General features: G+C 73.1%; 14 protein-coding genes. 3 read left to right on the top strand and 11 right to left on the bottom strand.

Annotated elements, in window-relative coordinates; translation table 11 throughout:
• Window positions 1–119: 119 nt before the first annotated feature.
• From AB0K00_RS10790 to AB0K00_RS10765, 6 genes are all read right to left on the bottom strand, one after another.
• Entirely contained in the window at window positions 120–1,268 is a 1,149-nt protein-coding gene (locus AB0K00_RS10790; RefSeq protein ID WP_363518492.1) for a glycosyltransferase, read from the bottom strand.
• Between the two features lie 301 nt (window positions 1,269–1,569).
• The gene (purE, locus tag AB0K00_RS10785; protein WP_363518490.1) at window positions 1,570–2,064 is read right to left on the bottom strand and encodes a 5-(carboxyamino)imidazole ribonucleotide mutase; all 495 of its coding nucleotides are present in this window, start codon (window positions 2,062–2,064) and stop codon (window positions 1,570–1,572) included.
• Window positions 2,061–3,191 carry a 5-(carboxyamino)imidazole ribonucleotide synthase gene (locus AB0K00_RS10780; RefSeq protein WP_363518488.1) on the bottom strand — a complete coding sequence of 377 codons (1,131 nt, stop codon included), beginning with the start codon at window positions 3,189–3,191 and terminating at the stop codon, window positions 2,061–2,063. Before AB0K00_RS10780 ends, purE begins: the two co-directional genes overlap by 4 nt.
• Before the next feature lie 65 nt (window positions 3,192–3,256).
• A complete protein-coding gene (locus tag AB0K00_RS10775) occupies window positions 3,257–3,805 on the bottom strand; it encodes a hypothetical protein (RefSeq protein ID WP_327008285.1) in 549 nt (182 codons plus the stop codon).
• Window positions 3,806–3,932: 127 nt separating this feature from the next.
• Window positions 3,933–5,900 carry a thioredoxin domain-containing protein gene (locus AB0K00_RS10770; RefSeq protein ID WP_363518486.1) on the bottom strand — a complete coding sequence of 656 codons (1,968 nt, stop codon included), beginning with the start codon at window positions 5,898–5,900 and terminating at the stop codon, window positions 3,933–3,935.
• Between the two features lie 93 nt (window positions 5,901–5,993).
• The gene (locus AB0K00_RS10765) at window positions 5,994–7,376 is read right to left on the bottom strand and encodes a hypothetical protein (protein WP_363518484.1); all 1,383 of its coding nucleotides are present in this window, start codon (window positions 7,374–7,376) and stop codon (window positions 5,994–5,996) included.
• Between the two features lie 232 nt (window positions 7,377–7,608).
• Here AB0K00_RS10765 and trpB point away from each other — a divergent pair, with 232 nt between their 5' ends.
• Genes trpB through AB0K00_RS10750 form a run of 3 tightly spaced genes read left to right on the top strand, consistent with a single transcriptional unit; the run spans window position 7,609 to window position 10,239 of the window.
• Window positions 7,609–8,766 carry a tryptophan synthase subunit beta gene (gene trpB, locus AB0K00_RS10760; protein ID WP_363518482.1) on the top strand — a complete coding sequence of 386 codons (1,158 nt, stop codon included), beginning with the start codon at window positions 7,609–7,611 and terminating at the stop codon, window positions 8,764–8,766.
• Window positions 8,763–9,500, top strand: coding sequence for a tryptophan synthase subunit alpha (gene trpA / locus AB0K00_RS10755; protein WP_363518480.1), 738 nt, complete (start codon window positions 8,763–8,765; stop codon window positions 9,498–9,500). Before trpB ends, trpA begins: the two co-directional genes overlap by 4 nt.
• 4 nt (window positions 9,501–9,504) lie before the next feature.
• On the top strand, window positions 9,505–10,239 hold the full coding sequence (locus tag AB0K00_RS10750; RefSeq protein ID WP_363518975.1) for a GntR family transcriptional regulator: 735 nt from the start codon (window positions 9,505–9,507) through the stop codon (window positions 10,237–10,239).
• A gap of 125 nt (window positions 10,240–10,364) precedes the next feature.
• Here the strand turns inward: AB0K00_RS10750 and AB0K00_RS10745 are convergent, their stop codons facing one another.
• From AB0K00_RS10745 to AB0K00_RS10725, 5 genes are all read right to left on the bottom strand, one after another.
• A complete protein-coding gene (locus AB0K00_RS10745) occupies window positions 10,365–11,027 on the bottom strand; it encodes a hypothetical protein (protein WP_363518478.1) in 663 nt (220 codons plus the stop codon).
• Window positions 11,028–11,079: 52 nt separating this feature from the next.
• Window positions 11,080–11,559, bottom strand: a complete 480-nt coding sequence (locus AB0K00_RS10740) for a TIGR03086 family protein (protein ID WP_363518477.1) — start codon at window positions 11,557–11,559, stop codon at window positions 11,080–11,082.
• 207 nt (window positions 11,560–11,766) lie between these two features.
• A complete protein-coding gene (locus tag AB0K00_RS10735; RefSeq protein WP_363518475.1) occupies window positions 11,767–12,552 on the bottom strand; it encodes an ABC transporter permease in 786 nt (261 codons plus the stop codon).
• Entirely contained in the window at window positions 12,549–13,322 is a 774-nt protein-coding gene (locus AB0K00_RS10730; protein ID WP_363518473.1) for an ABC transporter permease, read from the bottom strand. Before AB0K00_RS10730 ends, AB0K00_RS10735 begins: the two co-directional genes overlap by 4 nt.
• The gene (locus AB0K00_RS10725) at window positions 13,319–14,284 is read right to left on the bottom strand and encodes an ABC transporter ATP-binding protein (protein WP_363518471.1); all 966 of its coding nucleotides are present in this window, start codon (window positions 14,282–14,284) and stop codon (window positions 13,319–13,321) included. Before AB0K00_RS10725 ends, AB0K00_RS10730 begins: the two co-directional genes overlap by 4 nt.
• Between the last annotated feature and the right edge of the window lie 17 nt (window positions 14,285–14,301).

Genomic DNA, 14,301 nt, shown 5'->3' with positions numbered 1-14,301 from the left:
TTCGGGGGCTCAGGTGTCGCGGGCGTGCAAGGCTCGAGGTGCGCGGGCGTGCCGGGCTTGAGGTGCGCGGGCGGGCAAGGGTCGAGGCGCACGGGCGGGCGGGGTCGGGGGTGCGCGGGTCAGCCGGCGTTCGCGGGCGCCGGGACGCGGCGGGCGGTGCGCGCCGCGTCGATGAGACGGCCGGCGAGCGCCTCGTACCGCTCGGCGACCGCGGGCCAGTGCACCGGCGGCCGGGCGGAGCGGGCCATCCGGGCGGCGACCGAGGGGTCGGTGAGGACCCGCCGGAGGGCCTTGGCGAGGGCCACCGGGTTCCGGTGCGCCACGAGCAGGCCGCGGCCGCCGCCGAGCAGCTCGATGGCGTGCGGGAACGTGGTGGCGACGACCGGTACACCGGCCGCCACCGCCTCGGCGAGCACCCCGGACGTGACCTGGTCCGCATCGTCGTAGGGCAGCACCACGACGTCCGCGGACCGGATGAGCCGGCCGAGCGCCGCCTCGTCGTGGTGGAACGCCTGGTAGTCCACGGCGTGCGCGACGCCGAGCTGCGCGCCGAGACGGTGCAGGCCCGCCCGGTACGCCTCGCCGTGCCGCTCCACGACCCTCGGATGGGTCTGCCCGGCAACGGTGAGCGTCGGCGCCGGGTCGAGGTCCTGGAGCTGGGCCAGCGCCCGCAGCGTCCACTCGACACCCTTGCCCGGGTCGAGCAGCCCCCAGGTCAGCAGGTGCGGCCGGTCGCGCCGCGGCGCGGGCGGTTGCCCGGTGACGTGGTCGGTGGTGCCGTGCGGGATCACCACGACCTTCGCCGGGTCGACCGTGTACCCCTGCAGGAGCCGGTCCTCGGCGGCGGCGCCCATCGTGACGACCGCGCCGGCGGCGGCCACGACCGCCTCCAGCAGCGACCGCTGCCCCGGGGTCGGCCGGGTCGGGACCGCGTGCAGGACCACGATCGAGGGGACGGTCAGGCGGCGCAGCAACGGCAGGACGTCGCCGCCGTCGGTGCCCGGGTACAGGCCGGGCTCGTGCTGGACGACGGCCACGTCGAACGCGTTGAGCGCCTCGGCGGCGCCCCGCCACCCGGCGCCCGGCCCCGCCGGCCAGGTGTGCACGACGCCCGGCACCGCGCGCTGGTCGTCGCCGGCGGTGGTCACCCGCACGATGCCGCCGGGGCGCCCGCTCTCGCTGAGCGCGGCGGCGAGGGCCGCGTTGAGCGCCGCCGAACCGCTGCGGGTGGGCGGGTGCGCGCTGAGGAATCCGTAGCTGATGGCCATCTGCCGAGCCTTCCGATGCCGCGGCCGGGCGCGCCGCCGGCGGCGGCGGTCGCTGGTTCCGCGCGGGGACCGTTCGGCTGCTGATCCGCCGTCGACGGGAAGTGCGTGCCGTCGTGCGCGTCGCGATGGCGGTCCCGGCGCACGGTCTGGGCGGGGCCTCGATCGGTGGGATCGCATCCGTCGACGACGGACTGTCGACCACCAAGGTTGGGCGGCACCCTCACTCTACGCGGTACGCGCCCGGACAGCGGAAACGCGATGTGACGGCGCTGGAACCTCGCGCCCCCCTGGGCGCCGTGACCTACTGATTGATGGTGGCGGAGAGGGCGGCGTCCTTCTCCGCCACCATCTTCCGCAGGGCGTCCTGGAAGTCGCGGACCTTGGCCAGCAGGGCGGGGTCGGCGACGGCGAGGATGCGGGCGGCCATCAGCCCGGCGTTGCGGGCGCCACCGATCGCCATCGTGGCGACGGGAATGCCGGCCGGCATCTGCACGATGGACATCAGCGAGTCCATGCCGTCGAGGTATTTCAGCGGTACGGGAACCCCGATGACCGGCAGCGGGGTGACGGAGGCGACCATGCCCGGCAGGTGCGCCGCCCCGCCCGCCCCGGCGATGATGACCTTCAGCCCGCGGGCGTCCGCCTCGCCGGCGTAGTCGAGCATGAGCCGTGGCGTGCGGTGCGCGGACACGACCCGCACCTCATAGGCGATGCCGAACTCGTCCAGGGCCTCGGCGGCCAGGCGCATGACCGGCCAGTCCGAGTCGCTGCCCATGATGATGCCGACGTCGGTCAATGCTCATACCCTTCTTCGAGGATGCGGGCGGCCCTGGCGGCGCGCCGGCGGCAGTCTTCCAGGTCGTCGCCGAGGACCGTCACGTGGCCGATCTTGCGGCCGGGGCGGACCTGCTTGCCGTAGAGGTGGACCTTGGCGCCCGGCTCCTCGGCGAAGAGGTGGTGCAGCCGCTCGTCGATCGACATGCCGCCGGGTGCGCCGCCGAGCACGTTGGCCATCACGACGGCGGGGGCGGTGAGCCGGGTGTCGCCCATCGGGTAGTCCAGCACGGCCCGCAGGTGCTGCTCGAACTGCGAGGTCCTGGCGCCCTCGATGGTCCAGTGCGCGGAGTTGTGGGGGCGCATCGCCAGCTCGTTGACGAGGATCCGGCCGTCGGTCGTCTCGAACAGCTCGACGGCGAGCACGCCGACCACGCCGAGGCGGGTGGCGATGTCGATGGCGAGCCGCTGCGCTTCGACGGCGAGGTCCTCGTCGAGGCCGGGGGCGGGCGCGAGCACCTCGACGCAAATGCCGTCCTTCTGGACGGTCTCCACGATCGGGTACGCGGCGACCTGGCCGAGCGGCGACCTGGCGACGACGGCGGCGAGCTCCCGCTTGAGCTCGACCTTCTCCTCGCCGATCAGGTCGTCGTGTGCGGGGATGTCGGCGATCGAGTGGGCGACGAACACGCCCCGGCCGTCGTAGCCGCCGGTGGCGGTCTTCACGATGATCGGCCAGCCGACCTCGTCGCCGAAGGCCTTGATGTCGCCGGCGGTCCATCTGGGTACGGGGATGCCCAGCTCGGCCAGGTGCGTGCGCATGTCGCGCTTGTTCTGGGCGTACCGCAGGGCGTCGGCGCCGGGCAGCAGGGTGATGCCCTCCGCGGCCAGGGTGCGGATGAGGTCGCCGGGCACGTGCTCGTGGTCGAAGGTGACCACGTCGCAGCCCTTCGCGAACTGCCGGACCGCGTCGAGGTCGTCGTGCCGGCCGATCGTGACGTCGGCGGCGACGAGCGCGGCGCCGTCGTCGGCGGAGACGGCGAGCACCCGCAGCGACTGGCCGAGGGCGATGGCGGCCTGGTGGGTCATGCGGGCCAGCTGGCCGCCGCCCACCATGCCCACGACGGGGAGTCCGGTTCGCGAGTCCATAGGCTGGTGAGCGTAGCTTTTCCGGCCGCGGCGCACCCTGTGCGGGGCGCCGCGGCCGATGCGGATCACACCGTGGGGCCCTGCTTGCGCAGTTCGTCCACCTGGGTCATGGCCTGGCGGAGCTCGGCCAGCCACGACTCGGCGTGCTGCCCGACCAGGGCGACGCACCAGGCCAGGGCCTCGGAGCGGGACCGGGCCACGCCGGAGTCGACGAGGGTGTCCAGGACCTGCCGCTCCGCCTGCCGCAGCCGGGTCATCACCGGCGCGGAGAACGTGGTGAACAGCTCCCGGGTCTCGCCGACCCGCACGCCCCACGCGACCTTGCGCTGGTAGCGCCGCTCCAGCTGCTGCGCGATGCCGATGCGCTGGTCGCGGGTGGTCTCCCGGAACCCGGCGATGCGGCCCTGCTCGGCGGCGGACCGGTCGGCGTCGCTCGCGTCGTCGGCCAGGGTGGGCTCGCTGAGCCGCCCGACGATGGTGATCTCGTCACGGTCGATGGTGATCTCGGCGGGCCCGGTGAACCAGCCCTCGGGCAGCGCGCCGCCGATCCAGGCGGGCGCGTCGGTGGCGGGCGGCGGCTGCTCGGCCCGCGGACGCCATTCTCCTCGTCGCATGTGCTTACTCCCTTGCTCGCGTATCGCTGATTACACGATTACACCGTTACAAGGACATGCCAAGGGAAGGCGTGTTCGCCTGGCGCTGAAACCCAGACCGGCGACGCTCGACCCAGACCGGGGGCGGTCAGCCCAGACCGGCGACCAGGTCCTCCAGCTCGGTCACGGGCGCGTCGCACACGAAGTTGCGGCAGATGTACGCGGTGGGCCTTCCGTCGCGCTGGACCCGGCTCTCCAGCAGCGGCACCCCCGGCGTGTCCGGCGGGCCGGCGACGACCACGGCGCCGGGCGGCGCGTGCCACCAGGCGGCGGCGACGAGAGGGTCGGTGCGGTCGCTGGTGGCGACCGCGATCTCGTACGGGCCGGACAGCAGCGCCTCGCCGACCGAGCAGGCGTAGCCGGTGAAGCGGCCGTGGGTCGCCGCGACCATCGCGACCGTGGCGAGGGCCCGCTCCGCCGCCTCCCTCCGGGTGACGTCCGCCGTCAGCGCCGAATACGTGACGAGGGCCGCCGCGATCGCGGACAGGCCGGACGGGGTCGCGTTGTCGGTCACGTCGCGCGGCCGGCTGACCAGCTGCTCCGCGTCGTCGGCGGTGTCGAAGAACCCGCCGTCCGGGTCCGCGAACCGTTCCAGGGCCACGTCCAGGAGCAGCTTCGCGAGGCGCAGCCACTCGCCGTCGCCGGTCGCCTGGTGCACCGCGCAGAACGCCTCCGCGACCGCGCCGTAGTCCTCCAGCACGCCGGCGGGGGCACCGACGACGCCGTCGCGGGACACCCGCCGCAGCCGCCCGTCGACGATGTGGGTGTCGGCCAGGTACCTGGCGGTGCCGACGGCGAGCTGGACGGCCTGCGGGTCGCCGTACACCTGGCCGAACTCGATCAGAGCGGTGATCGCCAACCCGTTCCACGCCGCGACGATCTTGCCGTCGCGGCTGGGCTGCGGCCTGGCGTCCCGGGCGGTTCGAAGGCGCCGCTTGATGTCCAGCCAGCGCTCCAGGTTGAGCGGGTCCTCGGGCAGCTGCAGCACCGAGGCGCCGTCCTCGAACGTGCCGTCCGCGGTGACCTCGAGCAGGTAGCGGGCCCAGGCGCCGTCGATCTCGCCGAGGACATCGTCGATCTGCGCCGGCGTCCACACGTAGGTGAGGCCCTCGACGCCGTCGGTGTCCGCGTCCAGCGCCGAGATGAACCCGTGCCCGTCGTGCAGGTCCTGCCGCAGGAAGTCGGCGATCTCCCCTGCCACCCGCCGCGCGGTGCCACCACCGGCGATCCGGTCCAGCTGCACGTACACCCGCAGCAGCAGCGCGTTGTCGTAGAGCATCTTCTCGAAGTGCGGCACCGTCCACGTGCCGTCCACCGCGTACCGCGCGAACCCGCCGGCGAGCTGGTCGTACATGCCGCCGCGGGCCATCCGCTCGCAGGTGAACCGCACGATGTCGAGCACCCCGTCGTCGTGGGTGCGCTGGTAGTGCCGCAGCAGGAACAGCAGGTTCATGTGCGGCGGGAACTTGGGCGCCCCACCGAACCCGCCGTGCTCCTTGTCGTACACCTTGACCAGGCTCTGCGCGGCGGCGTCGAGGACCCCCTCGTGCATCGGATTGGCCGGCGGTCTCGCGGCGACCTGCCGGATCGCGTCGACCACCTTCGCGCTCTGCTGGTGCACCGCCTCCCGCTGGTTCTTCCAGGCGTCGGACACCGCCGTGACGAGGCGCTGGAACGCGTCGCGCGGGAAGTAGGTGCCGCAGTAGAACGGCTCGCCGTCGGGCGTGGCGAACACCGTCATCGGCCAGCCACCCTGCCCGGTCATCGCCTGCGTCGCCGTCATGTACACCGCGTCGACGTCGGGCCGCTCCTCCCGGTCCACCTTGATCGGCACCGTCAGCTCGTTGACGAGCGCTGCGACGTCCTCATGCTCGAACGACTCGTGCGCCATCACATGACACCAGTGACACGCCGCGTACCCGACCGAGATGAGCACCGGCACATCCCGCCGCCGCGCCTCCTCGAACGCCTCCGGCGACCACTGCCACCAGTCGACGGGATTGTCCTTGTGCTGCTGCAGATACGGCGAAGTGGCGCCGGCAAGACGGTTGGCCATACCGTCAGCCTATGCCGGACCGTTCCGCCGGCCGTACCAGTGCCACAGGAGGTTCCCCGCCGCGGCGCATGCTTCGCAGCCCAGCGGCGTCACCTATGCGCTGTGGGACCCAGGGGTTCTGGCGCGGATCGTCTCCCAGGGCATGGTGGTGGCGATGCGGGTGAGGGAGGACGCCCAAGCAACGATCGTCTCGGGGTCGCCCGGGCCCTCGCACAGCAGGAACGAGCCCTCCATCCACCACGGCGGGGTGACGGTGAAGATGCCCGACTGGCCGGTGGTGTCCAGGGACGTGTGGGAGACGTAGGGCACCGGCGACGCGAGCGGCACCATCCACACGGTCTGCACCGGATCTGAGCGGCGGGGTTTGCGGCGGTACCGGTCGCCGGCCAGCACCGGCACGCCGTTCACGGCACCCCGGACGACGTCGAAGAGCTCGACCGACTGGGCGCCCTCCTGGACGCCGATCAGCTGCCGCGCGGACTGCGGGCCGGGGATCGCCACGGTGAGCGACGGCAGGAACTCCCAGCCCTGGCGGGCGGCCAGCCGCTTGCGGGTGCGGGTGGGCGGCAGGGCGGGCAGGCGCCGGTAGGCGTTGAGAACGACGGACAGGATGCCCATCTCGACGGCGAGGACCACCGTTGCCGTCACGTACTTGTTGACCTGCGGGATCAGCCGGCCGACGGCGACCATCATGACGAGGCCGCCGACGGCGGCGAAGATCCCGCCGACGACCGCGATCCGGCTGTCGAAGCGGGCGCCGAGCAGGCCGACGGTGACGCCGATGATCAGGAAGCCGATGACGGCCGCGACCGGGCCCGGCAGGCCGGTGCGGGACAGCCCGACGCCGATGGCGGCGACGAGGGCACCGCCGACGATGACCGCGAGGACCGCGATGACGCGGTCGCTGATGCCGACGCCGGCCGGTTCGCGGCCGACCTCGCGGCGGGCGGGCAGGATCCGGCGGCGGCGGGCGGTCAGTTCGGCTTCGAGGCGGTCGACGAAGGCCGTGTAGTCCGGCTTCTCGGCGCCGGTGACATCGACCGTGCGACCGTCGAGCGTGACCAGGCCCGCGGCGGTGGCCTTGGCGTCCTTGCGTGTCACGTACATCTCGTCGATCCACGAGAACGGGACGGCGTCGACGCTGCGGTTGCGGGTCCACACCAGGCCGTGCGCGTAGTGGTGGACGACGACGTGGGCGCCGAAGAGCCGGAAGAAGGCGTAGCCGGCCGCGGCCAGGCCGCCGATCGCCAGCAGCAGGACGAGCAGGGCGAGCACCTTGATCTGGAGGAACTCGACGAGCGAGACGACCCAGCCGACGCCCGCGGCGGCGCCGAAAAGGACGGCCGCGATGACGAGGCCGGTGGCGCACTCCACCAGTGGGTGGTCGCCCTTGTGCACGGCGACGAGGGCGCCGAGCTGCTGGCGCTGGGCGAGCGCCGCGACCCGTGGCGGCACGCGATACGTCGATGTGTCCATTGACTCCCCCGAGGCTGCTCGAACGATGAAGTCCGATCGACGCAGGAGACTACGCCACCGCGGTGCCCGCGCGCTGCCCCGTCGTGGCGTCGCCCCCGAACCGGCTTTGACTTCCCCGCCCGAGTCTGTCACTGTTCTAGAACAGTCACGACAGTTCTAGAACTCTTGGAGCCACGACACCATGGGTGATCTGCTGATCCGGCCGCATCGCACGCCCGATCGCGTGCAGCTGATGGACGATCCGGGACCGCTGGGCAGGTTCGGCGAATATGGCGGGCGCTATGTGCCCGAGTCGCTGATCGGCGCCTGCCGGCAGGTCGAGGAGGCGTTCCGGGCGGCGTGGGCCGACCCCGCGTTCCGCAACCAGCTGGCCGGCCTGCTCGCCACCCACGTCGGCCGGCCGACGCCGCTGACGCCGGCGGTGCGGTTGTCCGCCGAGCTCGGCGTGACGCTGCTGCTCAAGCGCGAGGACCTCACCCACACCGGCTCGCACAAAATCAACAACGTGATCGGCCAGGCGCTGCTGGCGACCCGGATGGGGCACAAGCGGCTGATCGCCGAGACCGGGGCGGGGCAGCACGGGGTGGCGACCGCGACCGCGGCGGCGATGTTCGGGCTGTCGGCGATCGTGTTCATGGGCGAGCGGGACATCGAGCGGCAGGCGCTCAACGTGTTCCGGATGCGGATGCTCGGCGCGGAGGTCGTGCCGGTGCGCACCGGGGCAAGGACGTTGAAGGACGCCACCAGCGAAGCGATGCGCCACTGGGTCGGCGCCACCGAGGACAGCTACTACTGCATGGGATCAGTGCTCGGTCCGATGCCCTATCCGTGGATGGTGCGCGAGTTCCAGCGGGTCATCGGTGACGAGGCCCGCCGCCAGTGCGCCACCGCCCTGCCGGCCGCCGTGCCCGACTATGTCGTCGCGTGCGTCGGCGGCGGGTCCAACGCGGCCGGGACGTTCGCCGGGTTCGTCGACACGACCGCGAAGCTGGTCGGGGTCGAGGCCGAGGGCGGCGCGGGCGCCACCCGGGGCACCCTCGGCGTGCTGCACGGGGTGCGTTCGATGTTCCTGCAGGACGACGACGGCCAGGTCCTGGAGGCCCACTCGATCGCGGCCGGGCTCGACTACCCCGGCATCGGCCCCGAGCACGTGCACCTGCGCGACCTCGGCCGGGCCCGGTATGTGACGGTCGGCGACACCGAGGTGGTCGACGCGGTCGTCCGGCTCGCCCGCACCGAAGGCATCGTGGCGGCGCTCGAGTCCGCGCACGCGGTCGCGTGGGTGATCCGCGCCGCCACCGACGGCACGCTGCCCGCCGGCTCGACCGTGATGCTGACCCTGTCCGGCCGCGGCGACAAGGACATCTCCGCGCTGAAGGAGCTGCTGTGAAACTGCCGGGCGACCACAAGGTCCTGATGCCCTATCTCACCGGTGGCGCGGTCGCCGGCTGGACCGACCACCTGCGGGCGCTGGTCGACGCCGGTGCCGACGCGATCGAGATCGGCCTGCCGTTCTCCGACCCGACGCTCGACGGCGCCACGATCCAGGAGGCCACCCACGCGGCGCTGACCCGGGGTGCGACGCTGCGCGGCATCCTGACCCGCGTCTCGGAGGTCGCGGGCACCGTGCCGCTCATTGCCAGCACGTATGCCAACCTCGTCGTCCGCGACGGCGCGGCCGCCTTCTGCGCGACCCTGCGGGACGCGGGCTTCGACGGGCTGATCGTGCCCGACCTGCCCCTGGAGGAGTGCGCCGAGGCCGAGAATCTGGATCTTGATCTGGTGCTGCTGGCGTCGCCGGCCACCCCGGACGAGCGCCTCGACGAGATCGCCCGCCGTAGCCGCGGCTTTGTCTACGCGGTCACGGTCATGGGCACGACCGGGGAGCGCGACACCCTCGCCGCGTCCGCGGCGGATCTGGCTCGGCGGCTCACCGACCGCTGCGACCTGCCGGTGTTGCTAGGATTCGGCATCTCCACTCCGGCGCAGGCCGCGCAGGCCGCCCAGCTCGCCGACGGTGTCGTCATCGGCGCCGCGATCATGCGCCGGGTGCTCGACGGTGCCACACCGGCCGAGCTCGGGGCATATCTCCGGTCGATCCGGGAGGCCATAGACGAAGGGTGAGCCGATCAGCCCCGAGCCGCGGTATCGCAGCATCGCCGCCGACCTGGCCGAGAAGATCCGCGCCGGCCACTACGCGCCGGGCGACGCCCTGCCCGCGCAACGGGACCTCAGCCACAGCTATGGCGTGACCCTGATGACGCTGCGGCAGGCGCTGCGGCACCTCAGCGACGAAGGGCTGATCGTCCAGCAGGCGGGCAAGGGCACCTATGTGTCGCCGCCGCACCTCGCGTATCGGCTCGGGTCGCTCCGCAGCCTCGCCGATGACCTGCGCGACCAGGGGCACGAGGTGCACACCAGGGTCCTGGACAACACCTTGCGCCGCCCGCCGTCGACGGTCGCCGTCCAGCTGGGGGCGCCGGCGCTGCGGCTCGAGCGGGTCCGGGAGTTCGCCGGCCGGCCCGCCGTGCATCAGGTGTCGTGGGTCCGCAAGCCGTTCGGAAACCGGCTGCGTTCGGTCGACTTCGCCAACAAGTCCCTGTATGCGGCGCTCGCCGACGCCGGGGTCGCGGTCGCCAGGGCGGCCGAGACGATCCGCCCCGACGTGCTGGACGAGACCCTCGCCGGGCACCTGCGGGCACCGGTGGGCACGCCGGTCTTCGTCAGCGACCGGACCACGTATTCCCTGGACGACACCACCATCGTCATCGACCGGGCCGTGATCCTGGGCGACACGATGGAGATCCGGGCCGCCCGCGCGGCGACCGGGCTGTCGCTCACCTGGTCGGGCTCCCAGCCGTAAGCCCGGTCGGGCTCCCAGCCGTAAGCCGTGCCGAGGCCGGTGTTCGCGGTCGGCGGCGTCGCGTCCGGTTCCCTTGCGTGCGCTCAGATCGAGGCCGCGTGACGACGCGAGCCTGAGCGCCTGGGTCAGACGTGACCGCGGAGCGACTCGTCGTAGATGACGGCGGGCGGGGTGTCGAGCAGGTCGTGGGCCGCGCGGCTGAACGTGCTCGCGTCCCGGCGCCGGCGCAGCTCGACCGTCACTGCGTCGCAGGACGCGCCGCCTTCCAGCGCCGAGACCGCGCCCGCCGGGAGCAGGAACACCGCCTCGCGGGCGCCGACGGCCTTGTCGGCGGGGCGGACCGCGATGCCGACGACGGCGGCGTTGACCACGACCTGCCCGCGCGAGAGGGTCGCCCGCTCGCCGACGCGGATGTCGTGGGCGTCCGCGGTCCGCTCGTCGATGAGCAGTTGCGCGTCCGACGTCGGGTACGCCCCCGACCGCAGCTCCGACCAGCGCAGGCCCGGCCGGTTCGCGGCGGTCAGGACGGTCGAGCCGTTGAGCACGCCGCGGGAGGTGACGACGGTGACGCCGTACAGGGTGGTGCCGCACTCCACGGCGGCCGCCTGCGGCAGCGACGCGAGCCGGTCCACCTGCCGCGGGGTGAACCTGCCGACGAGCCGCACGTCGGCGTCGCCGGGCAGGTCCGCGAACTGGGCCGAGCTTCCGTAACGGTCGAGGACCACGAACGCCGCGACCGCGAGTGCCCCGACCACGAAGACGGCGACGACCGTTCGCTCCCCGCGCATGCCGCAGACGGTACCGGACCCGTCACCCACTGTCGGGGCGCCACGCAGGTGGTCAGGCGGCGCGGCCCAGGTATCGCAGGAGCGTGACCGCCGGGCCGTCCTCGGCGGTGGCCGGCAGCGCGGGCGCGTAAGCACCGTACGCCCGCAGCGGCTCGACCAGCTCCCGCGCGACCGGCAGCAGCCGCTCCGCGAGGGCGTCCGACAGCGGCGAGGGCTGCCCGGTCGCGACGGCGACGTCCCAGGCGTGGACGGCGGCGTCCAGCCCGCACGCCCCGGCGCCGAGCCAACCGGCCATCTTGCCCTGCGGCAGCGGCGTGGGCGCCTCGGTGGCGTCGGCAGCGACGGTCGCCCAGGCCGCGGCGGACGCCCGCATCGTCTCCTCGACGAACGCCACGAACGCGGCGAGGTCCCCGTCGAGCTCCCCCGACGGCGCGAACGGGTCGAACGCCGGCCAGCCCTCCCCGGTGACCGCCGCGGCGAAGCCGAGCTGGTCGCCCGCCGCGTGCTGCAGGACCTGGGTGACGGGGTCCACGACTCGCACGGCGTGGCCAGCCGCAGGTCCGACGGCCGCAGTCCGGCGAGCACCGCCCGCAACGCCGCGTGCGACTCGTCCAGGACGGTCCAGGTGTTCGAGCTCATCGCGCACTCCCTCAACTCGGTGACTGCGTCCAGTCTATCAGAACGGAATACTCCATTCCACAGTTTGAGCTGACGAAATCCGCGCCCGGCGTACCGGCGATCAAGCGACGTCGAGGGATGCCTTGCGGCGGCTTTCGCGCTCGAACCAGGCGAGGAGGGCGAGGCCGATCACCACGTACAGGGTGCCGAGGCCGGCCTCGGCGAGCACGTCGTCACGGACGGAGGACAGGTCGGCGCCGGCCGCGACCTCGCGGGCCGCGGCAATGCCGTGGGTCAGCGGGAGCCAGCGCGCGACGGCGGCCATCCAGCCGGGCAGCTCGGACAGCGGCACGTTGACGCCGGCGAAGACCAGCAGGACGCAGACGACCAGGTTGGACAGGACGGCGACGTCGCGGACCCGCAGCGACACGGCCGCGTTGGCGAGGCCGAGACCGGTGCAGGCGAAGGCCGACACGGCCACCACGCCGGTGAGGGACAGCAGCGACGAGGCTCTGATCGGCACGTCCAGCAGCGCCGCCCCGGCGACGAGGGCGACGAGGGCGACGGCGAGGCCGTTGACGACGACGGGCAGCGCGCGGCCGAGGAACAGCGGGATGCGGCGCGCCGGCGAGACGAGCAGCAGGCCGAGGGTGCCCTGGCGGCGTTCGTCGCCGACGGTGAAGCCCATGGCGAAGATGCACGGGATCGCCGCGTTCTGCACCGCGTTGCCGATGACGAAGAACGCGTCGTCGCCGACGCCGGCGGCGCGGCCGACGTAGGCGAAGAAGAGGATCTGCGCGACCGGGCTGACGATGAACGTGGGGATCAGGATCCACGGGCTCAACCACGAGAACAGCGCCCGGTAGCTGGTCAGCCCGCCCAGCACGAACAGCCGAAGGCTACTCATGTCAGGGCCAGGGTGGCGTGGCGGCGGGCGGCGTCGACGAGGCGGACCGCCAGGAGGGAGCCGATCACGCCATACCCGGCGGCGAGGCCCAGGCACGCGGCCAGGGCCGGCACGGCGGTGCGGCCCTCGGCGGCGGCGCGGATGGCGTCGATGCCCCAGGTCGGCGCGAGGAGCCAGGAGATCGGCCGGATCCAGCCGGGCAACAGGTCGAGGGGCACCAGGAAGCCGCTGATGAGCCAGACCGGCATCTCCAGGGCGGTGCCGAGCGCCCACGCGGTGCGATACCGCACCGAGGAGACCGCGAGCAGGAAGCCCAGGACGCCGATCGACACGACGGTGACGAGCACGGCCAGCACGAACTGGGCCGGGCGCTGCACGGCGAGGTCGACGCCGAACACGAAGCGGCCCCACAGCAGGGTGACGCCCAGGCTGTATGCGCCGACCGTGGCCATCGACAGCGTGACCGGCAGGATGACCACCGGCAGCGGGGTCGGCGCCGCGACCAGCAGCTCGAGGGTGCCCTGGCGGCGCTCCTGCTGCAGGGCGGCCGAGGCGGTGGTGCTGGTCGAGGACCATACGCCCATGACGCTGGCGCCGACGGCGGCGCTGAGCAGCGCCGGGCCCTGCGCGCCGCCGTGGGTGAACATCATGAAGACGACGGTGGAGAAGAACAGCGGATACAGGACGCCGAGCAGGCCGTCGAAGGCGGAGCGGCTGCGCAGCTTCAGCTGCAGCCACCACGACACGCCGATCACGCGCAGGACCCTCACGCGCCACCGACCAGCTCGACATAGGCGTCCTCGAGGGTCGGCTGGCGGGTCGCGACCCGGCCGACCCGGGCGCCGTCGAGGGTGCCGAGCACGGACTGGGTCAGCTCCGAGCCGGGCTCGGCGTGGACCAGCAGGACCTGGGCCGGGCCGCGCTCCTCGACGACCAGCGAGCGGACCCCGGGCAGCGCGCGGATCCGCTGGTCGGCGCCGTCGGACAGGCCGAAGACCTCGACCTCGACGACGTTGCCGACGCTGACCTTCTGCTTCAGCTGATCGGGGGTGCCCTCGGCGACGATGCGGCCGCCGGCGAGCACGGCGATGCGGTCGCAGAGCTCGTCGGCCTCGAACATGTAGTGCGTGGTGAGCAGGACCGTGGTGCCCTGCTCGATGAGGGCCTTGACGGTCTGCCGCAGCTCGCGGGCGCCGACGGGGTCGATGCCGATGCTCGGCTCGTCGAGGAACAGGATCTCGGGGCGGTGCAGCAGGCCGCGGGCGATGTGCAGGCGCTGGCGCATGCCGCGCGAATAGCCCTCGACCCGCTCCCCCTCACGACCGGTCAGGCCGACGAGCTCGAGCAGCTCGCCGATGCGGGCGCGCTGCTCGCGGGCCGGCACCGCATACAGCTCGGCGAAATACCGCAGGTTGTCCAGGCCGGAGAGGCGCTCATACAGCCCGCGGTCGCCGCCGAAGACATAGCCGACCCGGCCGCGCACCTCGCGGGGCCTGGCGACCACGTCGTGGCCGAGGACCTCGATCCGCCCGCTGGTGGGCAGGAGCAGCGTGATGAGCATCTTGATCGTCGTGGTCTTGCCGGCGCCGTTGGGCCCGAGCAGGCCGAACAGCTCGCCCCGCTCGACCTGGAACGAGATGCCCCGCACGGCCTCGACGACCTTCTCGGTGCGGCGCAGGCCGCTGCGGGTACGGAACGTCCGCCCCAGGGTGGACACATCGATGACGCTCATCCCAGCCCCCGCTCAAG

Origin of the sequence: Dactylosporangium sp. NPDC049525 (assembly GCF_040676755.1) — a bacterium.
Lineage (GTDB): Bacteria > Actinomycetota > Actinomycetes > Mycobacteriales > Micromonosporaceae > Dactylosporangium.
This window is presented reverse-complemented; position numbering and strand designations above follow the sequence as displayed.

Excerpts from the sequence above, each read along its gene's own strand:
- AB0K00_RS10790 (WP_363518492.1), bottom strand. The coding sequence starts at position 1,268 with ATGGCCATCAGCTACGGATTCCTCAGCGCGCACCCGCCCACCCGCAGC.
- AB0K00_RS10745 (WP_363518478.1), bottom strand. The coding sequence starts at position 11,027 with ATGCGCGGGGAGCGAACGGTCGTCGCCGTCTTCGTGGTCGGGGCACTC.
- AB0K00_RS10770 (WP_363518486.1), bottom strand. The coding sequence starts at position 5,900 with ATGGCCAACCGTCTTGCCGGCGCCACTTCGCCGTATCTGCAGCAGCAC.
- trpB (WP_363518482.1), top strand. The coding sequence starts at position 7,609 with ATGGACGATCCGGGACCGCTGGGCAGGTTCGGCGAATATGGCGGGCGC.
- AB0K00_RS10725 (WP_363518471.1), bottom strand. The coding sequence starts at position 14,284 with ATGAGCGTCATCGATGTGTCCACCCTGGGGCGGACGTTCCGTACCCGC.
- AB0K00_RS10780 (WP_363518488.1), bottom strand. The coding sequence starts at position 3,191 with ATGGACTCGCGAACCGGACTCCCCGTCGTGGGCATGGTGGGCGGCGGC.
- AB0K00_RS10735 (WP_363518475.1), bottom strand. The coding sequence starts at position 12,552 with ATGAGTAGCCTTCGGCTGTTCGTGCTGGGCGGGCTGACCAGCTACCGG.
- AB0K00_RS10775 (WP_327008285.1), bottom strand. The coding sequence starts at position 3,805 with ATGCGACGAGGAGAATGGCGTCCGCGGGCCGAGCAGCCGCCGCCCGCC.
- AB0K00_RS10765 (WP_363518484.1), bottom strand. The coding sequence starts at position 7,376 with ATGGACACATCGACGTATCGCGTGCCGCCACGGGTCGCGGCGCTCGCC.